General features: G+C 38.8%; 20 protein-coding genes. 11 read left to right on the forward strand and 9 right to left on the reverse strand.

Features of this window, described 5'->3' with window-relative positions; genetic code table 11:
- Positions 1-141 precede the first annotated feature (141 nt).
- The 4 genes from ACOKFD_RS18675 to ACOKFD_RS18690 form a co-directional block, all read right to left on the reverse strand.
- Positions 142-1,956: an Ig-like domain-containing protein gene (locus ACOKFD_RS18675; protein ID WP_422859284.1), complete on the reverse strand. Its 1,815-nt coding sequence runs from the start codon at positions 1,954-1,956 to the stop codon at positions 142-144.
- Positions 1,957-2,158: 202 nt separating this feature from the next.
- Positions 2,159-2,731: a YceI family protein gene (locus tag ACOKFD_RS18680; RefSeq protein ID WP_422859285.1), complete on the reverse strand. Its 573-nt coding sequence runs from the start codon at positions 2,729-2,731 to the stop codon at positions 2,159-2,161.
- Between the two features lie 25 nt (positions 2,732-2,756).
- Positions 2,757-3,389, reverse strand: a complete 633-nt coding sequence (locus ACOKFD_RS18685) for an NAD(P)H-dependent oxidoreductase (RefSeq protein WP_422859286.1) — start codon at positions 3,387-3,389, stop codon at positions 2,757-2,759.
- Between the two features lie 2 nt (positions 3,390-3,391).
- A complete protein-coding gene (locus ACOKFD_RS18690) occupies positions 3,392-3,838 on the reverse strand; it encodes a MarR family transcriptional regulator (protein WP_299000859.1) in 447 nt (148 codons plus the stop codon).
- A gap of 134 nt (positions 3,839-3,972) precedes the next feature.
- On the opposite strand from ACOKFD_RS18690, the gene ACOKFD_RS18695 reads away from it, so the two are divergent.
- From ACOKFD_RS18695 to ACOKFD_RS18705, 3 genes are all read left to right on the forward strand, one after another.
- A complete protein-coding gene (locus tag ACOKFD_RS18695) occupies positions 3,973-4,533 on the forward strand; it encodes a TlpA disulfide reductase family protein (RefSeq protein ID WP_422859287.1) in 561 nt (186 codons plus the stop codon).
- A 7-nt stretch (positions 4,534-4,540) separates the two neighbouring features.
- Positions 4,541-5,155: a thioredoxin family protein gene (locus tag ACOKFD_RS18700; RefSeq protein ID WP_422859288.1), complete on the forward strand. Its 615-nt coding sequence runs from the start codon at positions 4,541-4,543 to the stop codon at positions 5,153-5,155.
- A 74-nt stretch (positions 5,156-5,229) separates the two neighbouring features.
- Positions 5,230-5,544: a rhodanese-like domain-containing protein gene (locus tag ACOKFD_RS18705; RefSeq protein ID WP_299000865.1), complete on the forward strand. Its 315-nt coding sequence runs from the start codon at positions 5,230-5,232 to the stop codon at positions 5,542-5,544.
- A 36-nt stretch (positions 5,545-5,580) separates the two neighbouring features.
- On the opposite strand, the gene ACOKFD_RS18710 is transcribed toward ACOKFD_RS18705, so the two are convergent.
- From ACOKFD_RS18710 to ACOKFD_RS18730, 5 genes are all read right to left on the reverse strand, one after another.
- The gene (locus ACOKFD_RS18710; protein WP_422859289.1) at positions 5,581-7,095 is read right to left on the reverse strand and encodes a glutamate racemase; all 1,515 of its coding nucleotides are present in this window, start codon (positions 7,093-7,095) and stop codon (positions 5,581-5,583) included.
- Positions 7,096-7,140: 45 nt separating this feature from the next.
- Positions 7,141-8,727 (reverse strand): N-acyl-D-amino-acid deacylase family protein, encoded by a 1,587-nt coding sequence (locus ACOKFD_RS18715; protein WP_422859290.1) that lies wholly within the window; start codon positions 8,725-8,727, stop codon positions 7,141-7,143.
- Positions 8,728-8,798: 71 nt separating this feature from the next.
- Positions 8,799-10,229, reverse strand: a complete 1,431-nt coding sequence (locus ACOKFD_RS18720; protein WP_422859291.1) for a SusD/RagB family nutrient-binding outer membrane lipoprotein — start codon at positions 10,227-10,229, stop codon at positions 8,799-8,801.
- Positions 10,230-10,234: 5 nt separating this feature from the next.
- Complete coding sequence (locus ACOKFD_RS18725) at positions 10,235-13,456, reverse strand: SusC/RagA family TonB-linked outer membrane protein (RefSeq protein WP_422859292.1); 3,222 nt, start codon at positions 13,454-13,456, stop codon at positions 10,235-10,237.
- 83 nt (positions 13,457-13,539) lie between these two features.
- The gene (locus ACOKFD_RS18730; protein WP_422859293.1) at positions 13,540-14,811 is read right to left on the reverse strand and encodes a M14 family metallopeptidase; all 1,272 of its coding nucleotides are present in this window, start codon (positions 14,809-14,811) and stop codon (positions 13,540-13,542) included.
- Between the two features lie 289 nt (positions 14,812-15,100).
- On the opposite strand from ACOKFD_RS18730, the gene ACOKFD_RS18735 reads away from it, so the two are divergent.
- The 8 genes from ACOKFD_RS18735 (at position 15,101) to ACOKFD_RS18770 (ending at position 22,671) form a co-directional block, all read left to right on the forward strand.
- On the forward strand, positions 15,101-16,387 hold the full coding sequence (locus tag ACOKFD_RS18735; protein ID WP_422859294.1) for a DUF2851 family protein: 1,287 nt from the start codon (positions 15,101-15,103) through the stop codon (positions 16,385-16,387).
- A 2-nt stretch (positions 16,388-16,389) separates the two neighbouring features.
- Entirely contained in the window at positions 16,390-16,617 is a 228-nt protein-coding gene (locus tag ACOKFD_RS18740) for a PspC domain-containing protein (protein WP_106147895.1), read from the forward strand.
- 3 nt (positions 16,618-16,620) lie between these two features.
- On the forward strand, positions 16,621-17,628 hold the full coding sequence (locus tag ACOKFD_RS18745; protein ID WP_422859295.1) for a potassium channel family protein: 1,008 nt from the start codon (positions 16,621-16,623) through the stop codon (positions 17,626-17,628).
- An 87-nt stretch (positions 17,629-17,715) separates the two neighbouring features.
- Complete coding sequence (locus ACOKFD_RS18750) at positions 17,716-19,329, forward strand: alanine/glycine:cation symporter family protein (protein WP_422859296.1); 1,614 nt, start codon at positions 17,716-17,718, stop codon at positions 19,327-19,329.
- A gap of 11 nt (positions 19,330-19,340) precedes the next feature.
- On the forward strand, positions 19,341-20,231 hold the full coding sequence (locus tag ACOKFD_RS18755; protein WP_422859297.1) for a ComEA family DNA-binding protein: 891 nt from the start codon (positions 19,341-19,343) through the stop codon (positions 20,229-20,231).
- Positions 20,232-20,239: 8 nt separating this feature from the next.
- Positions 20,240-21,412 carry an acyl-CoA dehydrogenase family protein gene (locus ACOKFD_RS18760; protein ID WP_422859298.1) on the forward strand — a complete coding sequence of 391 codons (1,173 nt, stop codon included), beginning with the start codon at positions 20,240-20,242 and terminating at the stop codon, positions 21,410-21,412.
- 82 nt (positions 21,413-21,494) lie between these two features.
- Positions 21,495-21,689 (forward strand): 30S ribosomal protein S21, encoded by a 195-nt coding sequence (gene rpsU / locus ACOKFD_RS18765; RefSeq protein WP_299000894.1) that lies wholly within the window; start codon positions 21,495-21,497, stop codon positions 21,687-21,689.
- Between the two features lie 91 nt (positions 21,690-21,780).
- On the forward strand, positions 21,781-22,671 hold the full coding sequence (locus tag ACOKFD_RS18770) for a tyrosine-type recombinase/integrase (protein WP_422859299.1): 891 nt from the start codon (positions 21,781-21,783) through the stop codon (positions 22,669-22,671).
- Positions 22,672-22,673: the final 2 nt, after the last annotated feature.

Raw genomic sequence — 22,673 nt, forward strand, 5'->3', positions numbered from 1 at the left:
GGGACTAGCTCACGATATCTGTCGTAAGTTCTTCCACCACCAAGTATTTACACTATTTAATTTCATTGCTTCAAATATAGAAAGGAAAATTAATTCTCGCTAATTTTTTATTTCATAAAAGTAGCTAATACTAATCCATCCTTATTTGACAACAATGGATAGCCCACGGGCATCATTAGTACCATCACTTAGTGTTAGGTGCACTTCCCCGTTTTTCCATACCGTGGTCACTTCATCTCCTTCTACATCTTCCTGGTAACCTGAAACATACACATCCCCATTGTCTGTGATATATACTGAGTGCGCTCTTGCTTGGTCTACGCCTTCAGCATTTAAACTATAAATTATGTTTCCGTTTTCATCCCAAATTACTGCAGTTCTATCACCGTTTATAAATTCATATCCCGCTATATAAACATTGCCATTATGAATGACTATGGAATATGCTATGGAACTACCGCCATCTGAAAGATTTGTAACACTAAAATTATCTTCGTTGCTATTTTTCTTCCAAAGAACTGATGTTAATGTACCACCCTGTCTATCGTAACCCACGGCATATATATCACCGTTCAATTCTGCCATGGAATAAGCAATTCCATCGGCATTATTGTGAGGAAGCACTATTTCTTGATTAATATTATCATTTCTCATCCATACTTTAGGAATTAAATCGCTACTGGTATTAGTAGTAGCCTTCTCATATCCTGCAACATAAAATACTCCTGAATCAACAAAAAAGGAGTAAGCATTGGCATCTTTAGTTCCATCGGTAAGCTCATACTCAGGTTCAAGGGCGCCACTTTTCCATATTTTGGCAATTCTTCTGACAGAACCATTCGTTTCAACATCTTCATATCCTAAAACATAGATTTCATTATTGTGTATTAGGATGTTTTTACCTCTTGCATCTTCGGTTCCATCTGTAAAAGTATCTTGCTCTTGACTATCATTCCATAGTTTTACAGATCTAGTGCCGGATTCACCTACATGTCCTGTCGTATATGGATCTTCCCCATCTGCTACATATACAAATTCTGCTTCACTTTCATTTTCACTGCCGTCAGTTACATAGGTGGCTTCATCGTTCTTCCATAATACTGCTCTATCATTATCATACCCCGCAACATAAACAATTGCTGGAGTAACCGTAACAGTGGCTTCAACCGTTAGATTGTCAACGGTTACAGATATGGTAACATCGCCTTTCACACCATAACTGGTAAGTTGACCTTCATCATCTACACTTACTATATCTGGATTACTACTCTCCCACGTCGGCGTTCCTATTTCATCTAATTCAGACGCTATGTTCTCAATAGATAATTGGTCTGTCTGAAAGGTTTTCATGATGACCTGAGTTTTGTCTAGTTCGATGAGGGCTACCGGGCCTTCCACAACTTCTACAAGGCATTCCGTAAAGAACTCATCAAACCCAGCAATAATCGTGGTTTCTCCCAGTGCATTTGGAGTAACCAATCCGTTTTCATCCACAACAGCGACTTCTGGATTCGTGCTTTCCCATGTAATATTGTTGCCCTCAACGTCTGTAAGTACTTCTAAAGTCTCTGCATATTTGGGGTCGGGAAAGAGTCTAAGATTGCTATTGTTCAACTCTAAATCAAATGTTTTTTTGGATATGACCACAGTACAAATGGCCTTGGCATTTCCTGATTCTGATGTTATAATTGCGGTTCCCTCAGAAATCCCAGTTACCAGACCTTCTGAATTTACTGTAGCGATATCCGATTTATTACTACTCCATTTAATACTACTTTCAGTATCGGAGGTAGTGGTGAGCACAAACGTTTCTCCAATGAAAATTCCTAAAACAGATTTGTTCAGTTTGATTTCTGAAAAGGTAGCCTCGTTATTTTCTTCATTGTTGCAACTGACCAGAAGTGATGCCGCCACAATGATAGAATAGGCCAAGTAGTTCCTTGCTATTCGTTTCATGGTAAAATTTTAAATAGGATATTTTTGGGGCGGAAAATATTCTAGCATTAATAGGTACTGTGAAGATACAGATTTTGCTAAAATAAACAAGGAAATTCCATGAAATCAGTAGGATACATTTTTTGAAACAATACACTATAAATCGAAAATCCCGCCTTGCTGCAATGCAGAGCGGGATTTCCAAACACTAAACTTAGGTCAATTACATCTGAAGGTCAACTACCAAGTCAAACTCGTCATAAATAAGTTTGTCTTTTGCCGTACCAATAATTCCTGACCCATATTTTACGTCGAAATTAGTTCTATCAACTTTCAAAGTAGCCGTTGCTTTTGTTCCATATACAGAAAGGTCAAAGGAAATGGGCTTTGTAATTCCTTTAATATTCAAGTCTCCAGTAACGCTGTACGCGTTCTTTCCGGTTTGCTTCACACCAGTAAAGACTAAAGAAGATGTTGGATTTGAAGCTGTTGAAAAGAAATCGTCAGAATTCAAGTGACCGTCCAATTTGTTTTTATAGTCGCCAGTCAAATCTGTGGTGTTGATAGTGGACATATCAACCACAAATTCACCTCCTACCAGAGTTTCGCCTTCAAATTCCAATGAACCTGACTTTAATGCAATGGTGCCCACATGGGAACCTCCTACTTTATAGGCTTTCCAGGTTACTGTACTTTCTTCAACCTTAACGGCCTTTTTTTCTCCATCAATTGGGTTGGCCAATACAGCTCCGCCAAAAACTAGGGTCAATGCTAATGATAAAATGCTTGTTTTCATGTTTAAAATTTAAGAGTGTATGAATTTATATGTGTGTAAATAATTCTTCATTGTTTTTACGGACTTTAGGGTAATTCTGGGTATCGTCTTCTTCGGAACGATAGCCAATAGTAAGTACCATAACGCTGGTAAGTCCCTTATCCTTTAAGCCCAAAATATCGTCATACTTGGCTGGTTCAAAACCTTCCATGGGACAAGTATCAATTTTTAACTCGGCCGCTGCTACCATAGCGCTTTGTGCTGCTATGTAAGTCTGTCTGGAAGTCCATGCGGCTTTTACTTCATTTGGTAAATCCAGAAGTTTGGACTTCATGAAATCTCCATAACCTTTCAAATTCTCTGGATCAACTCCTCTTGTGTTGCTTACATTTTCCAGATAGTCATCAACTAGTTCATCGCCAAATCCGGATTTGGCCGCGAAAACCAACATGTGAGAGGCATCTACGATTTGAGATTGATTCCAGGAGGCAGGTTGAAGTTCTTTTCTAAGTGCCTCATCTGTTACTACAAGAATATGATAAGGTTGTAATCCGTAAGAGGAGGGGCTTAGTTGAATTGCTTTCAAAATTGTTTCCAAATCTTTTTCGGATACTTTTTTGGTTGCATCGAATTTTTTGGTGGCATATCGCCAGTTTAGGTTTTCTAGTGTTGTGCTCATTTTTAAAATTTATCTAATAATGTGTTCAATGTTTCAAGTTCTTTTTTGGATAAATTGGATACTGCTTGTTTTTCAACTAAATCAACCGCTTTGTCCATTTTGGCAAGAGCTTTCATGCCAAGGTCTGTTATTAAGATTTCTACCTTGCGTCTATTGGTCTCACAAACCGCCCGATTTACATAACCTTTGGTTAATAGCTTGTCCACAAGTCGAGTAGTATTGCTCATTTTCGTGACCATGCGCTCATTCAATGTGGAGAGGTTGGCAGGTTTTCCTTTTTGTCCTCTAAGTATACGTAGCACATTAAACTGTTGTAGGGAAACCTCGAAAGGTTTTAGGACAGCATTCATTCGCTCATTGATTTGGTTGTGCACCAAAGTCATGTGAATTAAAGTTCTGCTCTCTAATGGAATCTTTCTTGTGGTTTTTATAATTTCCTCTACATTCATGTACTTACAATATTTGTATATACAAATGTATTATGATTTGTCTGATAGAAAAATATTTGTGACGATAAAGTTTTGTTAAAAAAAAGAAAGAGGGGTAAAGCAATAGTTAATTTTAATCATCCGAATATTTAATAATGAGATATTTACTGCTAGTAGTTTTTTTAGCTATATTGAGTTTGATTGGTTGTGGAGAAAAAGCCAAACAAAATAATAATAATACTAGTGAACAAGTAGCAGCCAGTGTTGCTGTTGATGAGAGTGGAAAAAATGATGAGGTTAAGTTCCCTGTTTACAATTTTGATTCTTTTGAACCTTTGTTGCATAAAGAAGACGATATTACTTATGTGGTGAATTTTTGGGCAACATGGTGCAAACCTTGTATTGAAGAGCTGCCATACTTTGAAAAAGTAAATGCTGAATTTAAAGATGACAATGTCAAAGTAGTTTTGGTCAGTCTGGATATGCCTAGTATGTGGAAATCTCGTTTAGAACCTTTTGTGGAAAAAAAAGGATTGAAATCTGAAGTTGTAATTCTTGATGACCCAAAACAAAATACTTGGATTCCCAAAGTTTCTGATGAGTGGGGTGGAGGTATTCCCGCTACTCTTATATATAACAAAGACAATCGCCTTTTCTATGAAAAAGGATTTACTTACGAAGAACTTACTAATGAATTAAAACAATTCATAAATTAAAATAGAAATGAAAACCTTTAAAATTTTGGGCGCCTTGATACTTTTGATTTCAATGGCCTCCTTTGTTGGAAACACTACTACTGAAAAGGGCTATGCTATTGGCGATACTGCTGCTGATTTTTCATTGAAGAATATTGACGGAAAAATGATATCACTTTCAAATTATTCTGATGCTAAAGGATTTTTGGTGATTTTCACATGCAATACCTGTCCTTACGCAGTGGCGTATGAAGACCGTATTATTGCTTTGGATGCGAAATACAAATCCAAAGGTGTACCTGTAATTGCCATCAACCCAAACAATCCTTCGGCCAAACCCGGAGACAGTTTTGATAAAATGAAAGTAAGAGCCAAAGAAAAAGGTTTCACCTTTCCATATCTATTGGATGAAGGTCAGAAAGTGTATCCTCAGTATGGGGCAACCAGAACACCCCATGTCTATTTACTTGAAAAGACTGGCGATGGAAACGTAGTAAAATACATCGGCGCAATAGATGATAACTACCAAGATGCGTCCAAGGTTGATGAAAAATACGTTGAAGATGCTGTTGATGCCATGTTGGCTGGAAAGGAGATTAAAGTGACCTCTACGAAGGCCATTGGATGCACCATAAAAGTATAATCCGTAGAATTAAGAGATTCAAATCCGGGGTTATGCTCCGGATTTTTATTTTTGCTAAACTTAAATTGATAAAAATGTCAGACCTATCACAAGAAGAATGGGAAAACCAGTTAGAGAATGATGATAACGCCTTTATTTTGGACGTACGTACTCCAGAAGAAGTAGAGGAGGGGTATATTCCCGGTGCAACCAATATAGATATTTATTTAGGACAGGATTTTTTGAACGAAATTGAAAAATTGGATAAGTCCAAAAACTACTATGTGTACTGTCGCTCTGGGAACAGAAGTGGTCAGGCGTGTGCTATTATGAACAGCGTTGGCATTGAAAATGCCTACAATCTTGAGGGCGGTTTTATGAATTGGGAAGGTGAAGTAACGGAATCTTAGTTATTAAGGTATACTACTTACCATCTTGGTATAAAACTACTGTATTCTGGCTTTTGGTGGAAGACCCTTGGTTTTTTCGTTTTTTTCATGGAAAGCTTGAATCAATCCATAGACATACGGAATCTGTTTTTGAAAACGAATCAGGATATCGTCTGAAATATTATCCTTGCTAAAAGGCACTACCTTCACATACTCTTGGGATTGGTTGGCGTTTCGCCCATATTTATAGTCATAGGGAAAGCGACCATTTTCATCAATTCTATTATTTGGATTGTCTTTATTGGGCACACTAATATAAAACTCGCTATTCTGAATACTCCCTTTTGGATTGAATAATCGCTCTTGTTTCAAATATTCGTGAAGCTCTTTTGCTGTACCTATGGCAGGGTCGATTAGTTTTATGTTCTCTGCCATAAAGTTTCGGTATAACAGTTTACCATCTTTGTCTTTGTAGTTGTACAACTCTTTTAAGACCGTCAATATTTCATCAGTCATGTAGGGATAATGTGTACATCCCAAAATAATGGATTTCAGTGTATTGTTGGATTTTGACAATCGTATCTTTTCCATAAGCGTCACCAAATGATAACGTACATAGTTTTCGGCATCATTGATTTGAAGTACCGAGCAATCATCCGTTTTTTCCGAATCGCATAACATTTTGCTATTTGTGAAGTCAAAATTGTATATGTCTAACAGTGTATGGTCAATTTTGGAATCACTATCCAAACTTGGGCCTTTGTAATTGTTTCTTGGTTTTTTTAGATTTTTGTCAAAATACTCTGGGTCATTATCAATAGCTTCGGCAATACCCAGACCACCTTGTGAAAATATCTTGATCTCTCCACTGTATCCCTCTCCTTCTTTCATTTTTAGAATAGTGTTGCGGTATCCCTTAGAAGAAACCGTTCCTATCGTTGCCAATACGCCTATTATGGCATTTTCATCCTTCTCTATTGTTGCTAGGGCCCCACGTACCCCAGCATCTATAACACCAATAATCTTTATGTCCACATTGACTTTCTTTACATATTCTTCAAGGGATTCCTTGCCATAAGCCGTTGCCGTGTTGCAGGCTATCACTATTGCTTTAACGGGTTGTTTGTCCGTATTTATGGAAGTATCGTTTTTGTCTGAGTAATATTCTTGGCCCATCAAAAACTGTGCATCCTTTATGATATGCTCTCTTAGAAGGTCGGTTTTGCCTTCTTTTGCATAATTACCATAGGGCATATTAGCTTGGTCGGCCAAATAAATGAACGATTCCTTTTCAAAATCCCGTTTTCCGTCGCTACCTTGTTCAAGAGAAGCATTATTGTTTTCGTCGTATGCCACAATGGCTTTTAATACCGTGAGTCCGCCAGTTCCAGAATCAAATACACCTATGGGCAATGAGCTGTCCGCCAGAGGGTAATTCTCAAAATCTATATTGTAAAAACCATCACCTTTTTTGGATGGGATCTCGACGGTATCTTCACTTTTGGGGTTCTTCTTTTTACATGATACTACAAATAGCATCATGGATGCGATGAGCAAAATGATTTTTTTCATAAGTAGGAATTTGGTTTTTATGGGATGTAATCGAATCTTTCAATCCTATTGGGGAGGCTGTTTTTCCAATACTCTTCCGTTTAGTTCATTGTTGTATGTTCCATTTTCAATTGTGGGCTTTCCGTTCACGAAACTATATACCAACCCTTCCGATAGCTGAAATGCATCGGTATAATCTGCTTTGTCCTTAAAGCTTTTAGGGTCAAAAATGATGATGTCCGCATAGTACCCTTCTTTTAGCTTACCTCTCTTTTCAAGTTTGAAAATCTCTGCGGTTTTAGAAGTACTATTATTAATGAATTGGGCCGTATCAATTATTTTTTCTTGTGTAACGTACTTATGGAATTTTCTAGGAAAAGAACCATATTTTCGAGGATGCCCTGTATTGCCATCGGACCCGGTAACGACCCAATCCTGTTTCATGAACGTCTGAATATCTTCTTTTGTCATATTAAAGGATGCCACGCGAACGTATCCATACTTCAAGATTTCCATTACTGCAACTTCTGGAACTACATCCAATATTTTGGATAGCTCCAATACATTTTTTCCTATAAACTCTTCATTATCGGACTTGACAATCAATAGTTTTTCTGCCCCACCTCTTCGGGCTAAGTTTTTTTTGATTCCTGTTAAGATTTTATCCGTCAATTCTGGGTTTTCGTAACGAATGAACAAGGAGTCTTTTCCACCACTTTCCGCCCAACGCGGTATGACCGCTGCTAAGAGTCCAGTAGCAGATGCGTTGTACGGGTATTGGTTCGCTGTAATATCCAAACCCTCTTTTCGTGCCTCTTCTATCATTTCAACGATTTTTTGACTCTCGTTCCAAACGTCGACACCTAAGCACTTGATATGAGAAATGTGAACTGGAATCTTTGCTTCCCTGCCAATTTGTATGGCTTCTTCAATGGCAGACAGAAGCCCCACGGTATATGAGCTTTCGTCTCGCAGATGTGTATCGTAAATACCATTATTTTCGGCTGCTGTCTTGGCAAGTGCAATGACTTCTTCAGTGTTGGAATAGCTCCCTGGTGCATAAAACAGACCTGTGGAAAGCCCAAATGCTCCCGATTTTATTTCTTCTTGAACAACATACTGCATTTTTTCGATTTCTTCTTTGGTTGCCTTTTCATCACTTTTTCCCATAATCAATTTCCTGACCGTTCCGTGGCCTATCAATGGAATCACGTTTGTTCCTATTCCTTGTGTCTCATATAAGGTTTTGAATGTATCTAAAGGGAAAAAGCTGTTGCCGTCGTTGCCTACGACCACCGTGGTCACTCCTTGAAACAAAAAGGGTTTGTTGTGGGATGTTTCCTTTTTGTTTAAATCTCGGTCGGCATGGGTGTGTGGGTCGATAAAACCAGGTGATACTATAAACCCAGTGGCGTCTATAACTTTGGACGTTATAATTTCAACACCTTCTTTGTCGCCAATATAAATGATGGTATCATCTTTTATAGCAATGCTGTTTTTTGAAGGGTTATTGGAAGTTCCATTGTAAACGGTTCCATTTTCTATGAGAATATCAGCTTCTATTATTTTTTTTTCGGCGCAGGATTGTATAAAAAGTGATGTGAAATACATTACTATGCCAAACTTTAGGAAAGTCTTTGATGGTTTTTTCATGTTTTACGTATTCAAAGCGAATTCAATGTATTCTTTTTTATTGAACTCTTTTAATTCGTTTTGATTTACCACTATTCAAAAATGGGTATTGGGTCAAAAATGGATAACCCTGTGGGTGCATTTGAATTGGAATTCAGTTCGTTTTGTGATATCACCAAGCGTTGAGGATGTATTTGAATACCTTCTCTATTGAAGGGTACGGGCACTTGGATATCAGGCTCTTTTTGTAAACGTCTTAAATCATTCCATGGGATGAACGTACCGAAACCAGATACATAGCGTTCTTCAATGATTTCCCTGAGCAAGGCTCTTGTTTTATCGATTCCGTCCTCATTTTCCATTCCACCGATTTCAAAGTCCTCTTCTACATAAGGTTCATATATTTTATCATCATCATCTGAAGAAAACCGTAGTTCAAATGAATCTTCAGATTCCAAAAATTCCCGTACAAGGTTTAATTGGTTCAGTCCCTCTTCAAAAGAGACGGTTCGGGTGCTGGTTTCGGCCAATATCAAAAGATTTTCTTGATAGGTAACAAGGTTCATTGGCGTAAACTCTCCATTGATGATATTGGATCTTTCAAAACCTGAAGAGCCGCCTGCGTTTAAATGGTTCCTTCTTGCTTTCTCGTCAGTTTTATTGTTTCTTCGATTGCCTTCGTCCACGCTCAATAAGTTTCTGCAAAATGTATCTTGGGCACTCATAAAATCCAGCCGAGTTCGCATAAAACGGTATAGTAGGTTTTCTGTTCCAAAGGTTCCAGACGGCAAAGGTGTAAACCGCATGCTTTCGGAGGCTTCCATGATTCCATTTTGTGCCATTTCATAGGCTTCTTCGTAGGCTTTGTTTTGGAGATAGTATCTGGCTTTTAAGGTATAGGCGGTTCTAAGCCATTTTTCTTTGTCTCCCTCAAAGAAAATATCTTCATCGAGCCCACTGATAGTGTCTGGACTTTCCAATAGAATTATCGCTTCGTCTAGCAAAGCTTGCAGTGATTCATAAATCTCTTGTTGGGAATCGAACTTTGGGTCTTCAACATCCTTTAAATCTATTTCCGAATAGGGAATGTCTCCCCAAAGCATTGTGGCAGTACCCATGGCATGGGCTTCTATTACCCGAGTTATTGCAGTGATGAGTATGCCTTCTCGGTCCATTCCATTCACATTATAGTATTTGGCAATTTCCCGGTTCTGTTTGAGTATGCCATTGTAAACGTAGCCCCATGCACTATTGGATTCCTCAGATGTAATGTCATAATTGTACAAACCTAGATAAAGAGCTATTTCACCGCGATATTGCCCTGACCACATGCCAGATATGCGTTGCAGATGACCAACATTCAAAGAAATGTTGGCCAACATTGTTCCTTTGATCAGTAAGCTAGGATGCAATAATTCATCCGTAGTAATGGCATTTGGATTACGGTTCAACTCTTCGAAGGATTCAGTACAGGACAGCATCAGAAAAATAAAGCCGATAATGATATGGATTTTTGATTTCATAATTGTCAGTATTTGATTTCCATTTTAAGTGAATATGTTTTTGACGCCGGGTTGGTGAAGTAGTCCACTCCAAAGCCGTTATCTACCCCAGTTTGGTTGGTCTGGGGGTCAACCCCAAGAATGTCTGTCCAAAGAGCAAGATTTCTTCCACTTAAGGCAAAGGATATGGATGCCAGTTTGGTTTTTTTCCTAAAGCTCTCTGAGTTGATGGTGTACCCTATTGTCACTTCGCTCAAACGGGTCCATGATGCATCTTGGTTAATGGCGAACTCATTAATGACAGAAGAGCCAAACCCTCCTCCAATGGTGGTGTAATAGGCCTCATTCAAAAGAACAGGGCCTGCTCCAAAATCTCTTAAGTTACCGCGAACAGGAACTCCAGCAGGATGAACAACACCTGCTCGGTCCACAACATCTTGGATTGGAGTGACCGTGTTGCCAACATCCGCATGGGTGCCAAAGTTACGCATGATAAAACGCGTTCTTTCGGCAAATACGCCTCCTTGCGAGTGCTCCACCAATGAATTGAAGAAAAAGCTTCGATAATTTAAGCGTAATCCCAAGGCGCCTCTCCATTCAGGATTTGGATCGCCAAGTACGCCCTGTTCTGGATCTATCTGTGGGAATCCGTTTTCATCCAATAAGAAAGAACCATCGGGGTTACGCAACGCTTTTGAGCCCCAGAGGGTTCCCATGGGATATCCTACGATTGCCCTTGAGCTTATAGAGTTGTTGGTAAGAGGTATAGTATTCGCCCCTAAAATTGAAAGAACTTTATTTCTGTTGTTATTGAAGTTACCGTATATCGTGGCTTTTAATCCTTTGTTGTTTTTGAGAAAATCGTACTCAACGTCCAATTCCACACCTCTGTTTTCAAGGCTTGCTCCATTGGCATAAATATTGTCTGCCCCGGTACTTGGCGATGTAGGTAGCGATATTAAAATATCTTTCACCGTATTGTAATAATAGGTACCGCTTAGGGACAGGCGATTGTCAAACATTTTCAAGTCCATGCCCACTTCGTACTCTGTCTTTATCTCAGGTTTTAGGTTTGCATTGCCCAAGTTGTTGTTAAATCGGAAACCACCACCAAAATCCTCCAATTGGAGGGGGTCAGAATAGTCGGAATAGGTTGGGGTCTCATACGTAGTCTGTGCTCTGTGTGCTCTGGGTTCAACGCCTACTTGACCGACACCAGCCCTTAATTTTCCATGGGTCAACACCAAATTGTCTCTTAAGAAGTTCAGTTTGGTGAATATCCAGGACATATCTACCGAGGGATAGAAAAATGCACCATTTATGGTCGAAGCTTGTTCCATGGCACCAGAAGTGTTGAGGTACACTTGTTTTTTAAAATTGATGCCTCCAGAATAATACAGCCTGTATTTTCGTCTTTGCGTTATAAAGTGTCGGGTAGTCTCGATTTCGGTGGAATTGGAGAATACTTGTACATCGGTATCCGCCAAAAAGTTTGCTCCTTGATTGTATACGGATTTCCTTAGCCGGTCATTAAAGTTATACCCCACCAGGACGTTCCCCTTAAAACCACCACCAATTTTCATGGTCTTGGTCCGGGCAATGAAATCGAAATTGCTGATTCTATTGTTAATGTTATCCAGATCAAAACGACCACCAACCCTGCCTGCACTATTTCTTGGAAAGAAATACCGCCTTTCGTCAAAATACATATCGTAACTACCCCTCAATTTAAAACGGAGCCAAGAATTGAATCGGTAGTCAAAATCTGCAGAGGCAATGACACGATCAACCTGATTGGGGCTTTCTTGACGGTATAAGGTCCACAAGGGATTGTTGTACACAGGATTTGTTGAAGCACCTATCGGATTAATGTAGGATCGCTGTCTGTTTTCATTAGGGTCTCCATCCGAATCAAAATAGGTTCCCCTATATCCTGAGATATCAAAATCAGGCGCACCTCTTAATAAGCCAAGCAGTAGGCCGGCCACATTTGAATTCTGCTGAATGCGTTGCGATTTAGTATTGGTATAGCGAAAACGGGAACGTACACTCAGTTTGTCATTGAATTCGTATTTTCCACTGAACGAGGCATTGATTCGCTGGTAATCACTTCGTCGGATTACTCCTTCTTGGTTCAGGGCGCCAATACTGAAACGATATCTTCCCTTGTCATTGGCATTGTTAATGCTCAAATAATGTTTTTGGGAAAAAGCCTCTTGAAAAACCTGATCAAAGTTGCTTTTAACAAAGGTTTCCCTTGAATTTTTTGTTTGGACCAATTGCCATTCCCGATTGTTTTGATCTACAAAATAACCAGCTTCATTTTTAGGAAACAAAACATCAGCTTGACCAGAACGGCCAGCTATTCGGTCGCCCCAAGATTGTATGCTCCCTGTGTTGTTAAAAACACCATTGTTACCCTGACCGTAATTGGTTTGAACTGGATGCAAGTTGATTACTTGATCGACATAAATTGTGGTTCGGTATTCTACATTCAGTTTTCCTGTATCCCTTCCTCGCTTGGTTGTGATGACAACAACCCCGTTTGCAGCCTCTGAACCCCAGATTGCAGCTGCAGAAGCTCCCTTTAAGATATCAATTGATTCCACATCATCTTCGTTGATATCATTCAAACGAGATTGCTGTGAGGTACCCCCATCCACATTGCTACTGCCTGCTAGATTGTCATTGCTTATGGGAACACCATCTAAAATGATTAAAGGCTGTGTGCTTCCGGATATGGTGTTGGCCCCACGAATTTGAATTATAGCGCCCGCACCGGGGTCACCATTGGAGCGTGCAATTCTAACGCCAGATGCCTTTGCTTGTAATGCGTTAATAATATTCACTTCTCCTGATGTGGCCAACTGGTCCGCCTTTACCTGAGAGACTGTTGCACCAAAGGTTTTCTTATCTACTTCAATCCCCAATGCGTTAACGACCACTTCATCCAGCGCTTGTGCATCTTCCTTTAATGTTACGTTTATGAGAACTTTGTCGCCCACGATAACTTCTTGATTAACATATCCCAAAAAACTGAATACCAATACTGCATCATTATTTGGTACTTCTATGGAATATTTACCATCAAAATCGGAAACAACCCCAGTGGTCGTTCCCTTTATCAATATTGTTGCTCCTGGCAGGGTATCAAAATCATCGGTTACAGTACCGGTTACTGTTTTTTGTGCACAAATAGTAGTTGATACCAATAGTACTACTAGGAAGGATAATTTTTTGATTAACATAATTATTGTGTAGGTTTTGGTTAGATATTGGGGTCATGGGTTTGTTGTTCAGTGAATTATTGTTGTGGTTAATTGAAGATTCATTATTCGATACGTTCCATTAAAATTCGCATCATTTGTTTGGCAGAAACTGTTCCAACCAGCTCTATTTTTTCCTTGGGCGTGGAATCCCCTATTTCATAGGTAATTCCAACAGCATCGTGTCCATACAGAAACCATCCTTTTGAATTGGGCGTTCTGCTATCGTTACTTTTTTCGTTTACTTTATAATTGGGTATATGTTCTTCCAACGCCTTGAACCAGTCTCCCACAAAATTGGGCATAGTTGTCCTAGACCTTGTTTTATTTGTATAGAAAACATCCTTATATGTGGAATGGAAATCGAGTCCCAGTACGATTTTTCCACCACTTTCATTAGCTGCTTTAGTAATAAAGTTTGATACGTTTCTGGTTTCCGGTTGGTTGTACATAGACCAATCCCTATTCAGGTCTACACCTCCGCCATTATGTCTCCAGTTTCCCATGTCCACCCCATCTGGATTTACAATAGGAAATGCCAATACCCTATAATTTTCCAAAAACTCGTTGGAGAGCTCTGATTCGCTCAATATGGTTTCCATGAAAAATTGATATGCAAAAAAACCGGTTACTTCTGGTGGATGCTGACGCGTCATTAATACAACTATCGGTTTTTCATCTTTTTCTCCCTTATAAATATCCAATACGGGGATATTCCTTCTAAACTTGGATCTCCCTGCAGATAACAGGCGTGCATATTCTTTGCCTTCAATAAGGGATGCTATCCATTTCTCCGTATCTTTTGAGGTAATGAGCTCTTGAGCCGATATCAACATGGGAGTTTTGTCAATATCCAGTCGGACCAGGGCACCATTGCCCTTTTTTACGACATCCTTTTTCTTCAATTTCGTCCAACCACCGCTCACGGTCTTAATTTTTGGGCGATACCTATGCTTATATCCCAAAGGGTATTCAAACTTCAGATAGATTTCCTTCTTTTCATCCGCCCAGATTACGAAAGCATAAAAAGCACTATTGTTGATAGGTGTATTTTCTGGATTGATAGTGACGGATATTGTACTATCGTTAAGTTTTTCAAAACCATTTAAACGTGCCCCTTGAAATTCATTGCTTGCAAATACGCCTATATCCTCTAGTTTGAATGTTTGTTTCTCTTGAAAGTTTATGGTTACGGAGGTCGTATTCAGTACCCATGGAAAATATACTTTCTTTGATTCCGACTGTGCAACTATTTCTGATGGATAGCAGAATACCAAAAACTGCAAAAAGAGTAAAGAAACTATTCTTTTAACGTAATGAACGATTGGGAAATTCATTGTTCTGCTTTATTGGCTGTTTGGTTCTAAGCTGAAACTGCATCCTATATACAGTGTCATTTTAAAGCTGAACATTGACTGCATTTCTGTGTGAAGAGGTTGTACTCGAAATGCTAAAACGTTAGTATGGGAAAAGCTAAACTACGAAAAAAAAACTTTCTTTTTGGAAATGTAATCCGCAACAAGTAATTTTCCACGTGTTGAAAAATATCAATTTCAACTTTACCCATGTAACTCGCCCCATCTTACGTGGAATATCAATTTATTATTTTGCACAATACCCAAATCGATGCGAGAAGACCTACTATATTTTATTTGGAGGAATAATAAACTCCAAACCAAAAATTTACTTACAACTGATAACCAAACACTTAAAATCCAAGGTGTGGGTATTTTAAACAGGCTTTCAGGTCCTGACTTTTTCAACGCCAAAATTTACATTGAGAACCAACTTTGGGCTGGAAATGTGGAAATGCATGTTAAATCTTCAGATTGGTATACGCATCATCACGAAACTGATTCGAATTACGACAATGTCATACTTCATGTGGTTTGGGAGGATGATGTTGTTGTTTACAGGAAAGATGGTTCCAAAATTCCAACGTTGGAATTAAAAAACCTTATTCCCGAGGAACTCCTAGTATCATATCGAACATTGATGGATACTTCGAAGATCAAGTTCATCAATTGTGAGAGAAGTATCGCAACTATAGCTCCTATCATTTGGAAAAGTTGGGAGGAACGGCTTTACTTTGAACGCCTTGAGCAAAAATCAAAACAAATTGGAGCCCTTTTACAAAAGTCCAACAACAACTGGGAGGCTGTTTTATTCTCACTTCTTTGTAAAAGTTTTGGAACAAAAATCAATGGCTCATTCCTTTTGAATCGCGCTTTAAAATTGGATTTTTCAATTGTACGTAAAACCAGCGCAAATCTTATTCAATTGGAAAGTCTTCTTTTTGGCCATTTTGGGCTTTTGGAGGTTGAAGATTGCATGGATAGGTATTACCTCGAATTGAAAAAGGAGTATGGTTATCTAACTCAAAAGTTTGAATTGGAAGTTCCAGAAGAAAAACCTGCTTTTTTTGGTATGCGCCCAATTAATTTTCCTACCCTCAGAATTTCTCAACTGGCAAACCTTTACCATAATAACACAAATATATTTCAAGCATTGATGGCAATTGAATGCTTGGAGGATTATTATAAAATGTTTCAAGTATTCACAAGTCCATATTGGCAAGATCATTTCACATTTGGAAAGTGTAGCAAGAAAAGCAAGAAACAATTGTCCAAAGCCTTTATAGACTTACTACTCATCAATACTGTGATTCCATTAAAATTTAGTTATGCCCAAAGTATGGGAAACCAATGGAATGAGGAGTTGGTAGATTTGATTTCAAAGATTAAAAGTGAATCAAACACAATAGTTGAAGGTTTTAATAATCTAAAAGTCCAATCGGAAAATGCGTTGGAAAGTCAGTCCAAAATACAATTGTATACCGCATATTGCTCTCAAAAAAAGTGTTTGCATTGTGCCGTTGGAGTAAATTTATTGAACAGAAATGTATACTTTTAGCCATGTCTTTTTTTTACAACCTTTTGTATTACTTTCAAAAAAGAGGCTTTGAGGTATGCCGTCGGATCGCAGAGCGAATTGGCATTCGGGCCCGAGTGGTGCGAATTACTTTCATCTATTTAACTTTTGCGACTTTGGGGTTTGGTTTTGCCTTGTATCTTTTCATGGCATTTTGGTTAAAAATCAAAGACCTCGTGTATACCAAAAGAACATCAGTTTTTGATTTATAGTGTATGGTAAGATTGTTCCGTTCCAAAATTGTGTTGGCTCTTTTCCTAATGATTCTTGTTTTGGTTATTGGAGTCGTTGGGTACAAGTTGTTTTCGGATTTTACATGGATTGAAGCTATCTATATGACCATTATAACCGTCACCACGGTTGGTTTTTCTGAAGTGCGACCTTTGGACGAAGAAGCGAAGATTTTTACAGTATTTTTAATCGTTACCAGTGTTTTTATTTTCGGATATGCCATATCGGTGGTGACCGAATACTTATTGGGTAGAAACTCACTTCAAATATTAAAAAAGAAAAAAGTGAAAAAAAAGATTGAAGCCCTTTCGGACCATATTGTGGTTTGCGGATTTGGAAGGAACGGAATGCAGGCCGCCGATAGGTTGAAGGCCTACAAAAAACCCTTTGTGGTAATCGAAAAGAACAGAGAGATCATAGAACGGCATGAAGACGAAATTCTTTTTATAGAGGGAGATGCCAATGAAGATGAGGTTCTAATGAATGCTGGTATTGATAGAGCTCAATATCTAATTACTACTTTGCCCGATGACGCAGAGAATTTATTCATAGTCCTCTCCGCAAGACAGCTTAACAAAGATTTGTTTATTATAAGTAGGGCTTCTCAGGTGACTTCTTTGACCAAATTACAGCTTGCCGGAGCAGATAAGGTAATCATGCCCGATAAAATAGGAGGGGATCATATGGCTTCCTTGGTAGTCATGCCCGACCTTATTACATTTATCAATCAACTGTCCATAGAAGGGGAGAATACCACTAACTTGGAAGAGGTTGAAATAGAAGATTTGACCACTCAAGTAGACTGTAACTCCATTAAGGATTTGGATTTAAGGAGGAAAACAGGTTGTACTATTATTGGGTACATTGATCCTAAGGGAAATTACATCATTAATCCAGAGGCGGATTTAGTTTTGGAACCCAAGGGAAAGGTCATTGTTTTGGGTAGGGCAGAGCAAATAAAAAAGCTCAACCAAATGTTCAGCATAGGCTAGTTTAACAACCCCATTATTTGATTCCGAAGTTTTTTTTTAGGATATTGCCCACTTTACATCAATTTAACATACCAAACTTTTCAAATTATGAAGTATAGACTTCTAACGATTTTCACCCTATTGCTACCCGTATTAACATTTGCCCAAGAAAAGGGACTGGATGAAAGAGTCAATGACGCTTTTATGCCCTTCGCATCTTGGTGGGAAGGTTTTGTCTTGACCTCTATCCCAATAGGGGAATATAATATGCCCATAGTTCTAATTTTACTTATCCTTGGGGCTACTTTTTTTACAATAGCTTTTAAATTTCCAAACATTACAAAGTTTCCCCTCGCTATTAATACCGTAAGAGGGAAGTATGATGAATTGGACCATCACAGTGTTGAAAAAACAGAGCTCAACGTTGTTGATGGGGATTTGCCTCATACCATTAAGGATGAGAGTAAGGAAGGAGAGGTTAGTCACTTTCAAGCATTGGCCACGGCGGTCTCAGGTACTGTAGGACTGGGAAATATTGCAGGTGTTGCCGTAGCAATTGCACTGGGGGGACCTGGAGCTACTTTTTGGATGATAGTTTGTGGGCTTATAGGTATGTCCACCAAATTTGTGGAATGTACCCTTGGTGTAAAGTATAGAGATGTGGGCGAGGACGGGACAGTGTATGGAGGTCCTATGTATTACCTTTCCAAGGGACTTAAAGAGCAAGGTGCAAAGGGTCTTGGAAAAGTTCTCGCAGTCATTTTCGCTATACTTTGTGTAGGAGCATCATTTGGTGGTGGAAATGCCTTCCAATCCAATCAAGCAGCAGTTCAACTTTCCACCATGTTGAGCCTTGAAGGAGGTGCTACAGGTGTAGTTATAGGAATTGTTCTAGCCATCCTTGTAGGTATTGTGATTATTGGAGGAATAAAGAAAATTGCCAGCGTCACCGAAAAGATAGTTCCATTTATGGCCGGGGTTTATGTACTGGCTTCTTTGATAATTATTTTCTCGAACATACAATACATCGGTGATGCCTTTGGGATGATTTTTGCTGGAGCCTTTACTCCTGCTGCGGGCTTAGGAGGTGTATTGGGTGTAATAATTGTAGGTTTCCAGCGTGCAGCATTTTCTAATGAGGCCGGTGCAGGTTCTGCTGCTATTGCTCATTCAGCTGTTAAAACTAAATATCCCGCGAGTGAGGGTGTTGTTGCCCTTTTAGAGCCTTTTATAGATACCGTAGTCATTTGTACCATGACGGCTTTGGTCATTATTTTCTTCAATATGGATGCCGGAGCTTTTGATTATGGAAATGCCGTTGGTAGTACAGTATTGCTTAACGAATCAGGAGCATATGTAGGGGGAGTGGATTTGACTTCCATGGCTTACGATTCCGTAATACCTGGATTTAGATATGTATTGACCATTGCGATTATCCTCTTTGCATTTTCCACAATGATTTCTTGGTCCTACTATGGATTGCAGTCTTGGAAATTCCTTTTTGGTAGAGGAAAAACAGCAGATATTGTTTATAAGGTACTTTTCTTACTGTTTGTGGTTATAGGTGCCGCAGCCACTTTAGATGCGGTTATTAAGTTCTCTGATGCTATGATTTTGGCATTGGTATTCCCTAATATGATTGGTTTGTTGTTCTTGTTCCCAAAAGTTCGCGAAGAAATGAACAAGTATGTTTCCGATATTAAAAAGTTTGTAAAAAGCTAACACTCTTTTTTTTGAAAAGTTTTAAATCCCATTTCCGGTTCACCAAGCAAGAACGAAATGGGATTTTCTTTTTGGTACTGTTAATCGTACTTCTTCAGATGTCTTATTTTTTGATAAGTACGCATACACCTAATAAGGGTGAAGAGGTTATCGTTGATGTTATGGCACAACAACAGATAGATAGCTTGAAGCAAATAGCTTTAGCTGATGAAGGTCCAGAAATATATCCTTTCAATCCAAATTTCATTACTGATTATAAAGGGTACACGCTGGGAATGTCGCCCAAGGAAATTGACCGATTGATAATTTTTAGGGAAACAGGAAAATATGTGAATTCTGTTTCAGAGTTTCAACAGGTAACCCAAATCTCAGACTCATTACTCTCTTCTATTTCTCCTTATTTCAAGTTTCCAGAATGGACTCAAAAGAGAAGTAAAGCAAATGTATCGGGAGTTAGTGATTCAAATCAAAAAAACCAACCCATTGCCACAAAAAAAATCATTGATTTGAACAAAGCAACATCGGAAGAACTAACAAGGATTTACGGAATAGGGGAAAAGCTTTCTGCAAGGATTGTAAAATTCCGGGATAGGTTAGGGGGTTTTTTGGTAAATGAACAGTTGTACGATGTGTATGGATTGGAAATTAAAATAGCTGATAAGACCTTGAAACAGTTTCAAGTATTAAGCCCACCAAGCATAACAAAGCTCAAGGTAAACTCAGCTTCCGTCGATGAACTGGCTAGTTTGGTTTATATCTCAAAAAAGCTGGCTAATCAAATAGTGGCATACCGAAATGAAAATGGACCGTTTGAAACCCTACAAGACTTGGGTTCGGTTCCTGATTTTCCTATCACAAAGATTGATAGAATTGGGCTATATTTGTCCTTGTCAAATGACTAGATTTTGCTATGAATAACACGTATTATAATGAAGAGCATAAGCTGTTTCGCGATAGCTTAAGGGATTTTTTGCAAAAGGAGGTAGTTCCCCATGTAGATGATTGGGAGCAAACAGGAGTAATAGACCGTTCTATCTGGAAAAAGTTTGGGGATATGGGTTATTTGGGACTCAAATATCCGGAAACATATGGAGGCCTAGACTTAGATTTCTTTTACACAGTTATTTTGCTTGAAGAGTTGCAAAGGGTAAATTCAGGCGGCTTTGCAGCTGCTATCTGGGCCCACATGTATTTGGCCATGACCCACTTGAATGCCGAAGGGGATGAGCGTATCAAAAATGAATATTTGGCGCCGAGCATTATGGGCGATAAAATAGGATGTCTTTGTATTACCGAACCTTTTGGGGGGTCCGATGTGGCTGGTATGCGTTCCACTGCCGTAAAAAAGAATGACCATTACGTGTTAAATGGATCCAAGACATTCATCACCAATGGTTTCTATAGTGATTATTTAGTGGTTTCCGCCAAAACACAGCCAGAATTAGGCAATAAGGGCATAAGTATCTTTTTGGTAGATCGTGATGCGCCGGGTGTTTCCGCCACCAAGCTTGATAAGCTAGGATGGAGAGCTTCGGATACGGCAGAAATCGCATTTGATAATGTTAAACTACCGTTGGAAAATTTGATGGGAGAAGAGAACAAAGGGTTTTCCTATCTAATGCAGCATTTAGATTTAGAACGTTTGGTAATGGGCATCAATGCTCATGCTAGGGCAGAATTTGCAATTGACTATACTATGGAATACATGAAAGAGCGTACCGCTTTCGGAAAATCTTTAGACACGTTTCAAGCGCTTAGGCATACCATGGTTGAACTGACTTCTGAAATGGAGATGTGCAAAAGCTACAATTACATGGTAGCCAATCAATTGAACCAAGGTATTTATTCTGTCAAAGAAGCAACAATTTCAAAACTTATGTCCACCAAGATGGCGGACAAGGTCATTGATGGATGTCTTCAAATGTTGGGAGGGTATGGTTATATGGAAGAGTATCCTTTGGCAAGAATGCTTCGTGATAGCCGATTGGGTCGCATAGGCGGAGGTACTTCAGAAATACTAAAGGAGATATTGGCCAAAATTATGCTAGACAAGAAAAGCTTTGCTCCCGTACCGCAGAGTTAAATTTTAGGCATAGAATACTTCATAATTCAAATTAAGTCCTATCTTTGCCGTCCAAAATACAAAAGAAAGGAGGTTGTAGCCCATGTTGATAATACCAGTAAAAGAAGGAGAAAATATAGATAGAGCTTTAAAACGCTTCAAACGAAAGTTTGACAAGACAGGCACCATGCGCCAGTTGCGTACAAGACAACAATATACCAAGCCTTCTGTGAAGCGAAGAGCTGAGGTGCAAAAAGCACAGTATATTCAAGGCCTTAGAGATAGCGAAGAGATTTAAAGCTATATCTAACAATATATATCACATCCCTTGCAGAAGTTCTGCAGGGGATGTTTTTTTAGGGCATACTCTAATTTGATACCTTTGGAATATGTCTGTCAAAGCATTCATTGACTATTTAAAACTGGAGAAGAACTATTCCAAGCATACCTTGGTTGCTTATGAAAAGGATTTGGAAACATTCAGCCATTTCTGTTCAAATGAGTTTGAGGTCAATGACATTAATGAGATTCCTTATTCTTTTATTCGGAATTGGATTGTAAAATTGGCCGATAGTGGTGTGACCAATAGAAGTATCAATCGCAAAGTTTCTTCCCTAAATGCGTATTACAAGTTTCTTCAAAAAACTGGTCAGATTATATCCTCACCTCTAGTCAAGCACAAAGCCTTAAAGACCAAAAAGAAAGTGGAAGTGCCTTTTTCAGAAATTGAGATGGATAAAGTATTGACATTAATTCCTTTCACAGATAATTTTGAGGGTCTAAGAGATAGGTTAATGATAGAAATGCTATACGCCACAGGGATTAGAAGAGTTGAACTGGTGAATCTTAAACTCAGTGATATTGATTGGGCCAAAAAAACCATAAAAGTATTGGGCAAGAGGAATAAAGAACGTATCCTGCCCCTATTGCCAGGCTTAATTTCTCTAATGCAGCATTATATTGAAGAGCGTTCCAAACGTGAAAACATTCATGATAAAGCTTATCTGTTTTTGACACAGGGAGGACTTAAAATTTATGAAACACTTGTTTATCGCACTATAAATAAGTATTTTAGTTTGGTATCTCCTAAAGTAAAAAGAAGTCCGCATGTCTTAAGACATACCTTCGCAACACATTTACTGAATCAAGGAGCAGATTTGAATGCTGTGAAAGAGTTATTGGGCCATGCAAGCTTGGCGTCCACACAAGTGTACACCCATAATAGCATAGCTGAGCTAAAAAAGGCACACCTCAAGGCCCATCCCAGGAACAAGAAGTAAAA

Source organism: Flagellimonas ulvae (assembly GCF_049333175.1).
Classification (GTDB): Bacteria; Bacteroidota; Bacteroidia; order Flavobacteriales; family Flavobacteriaceae; genus Flagellimonas.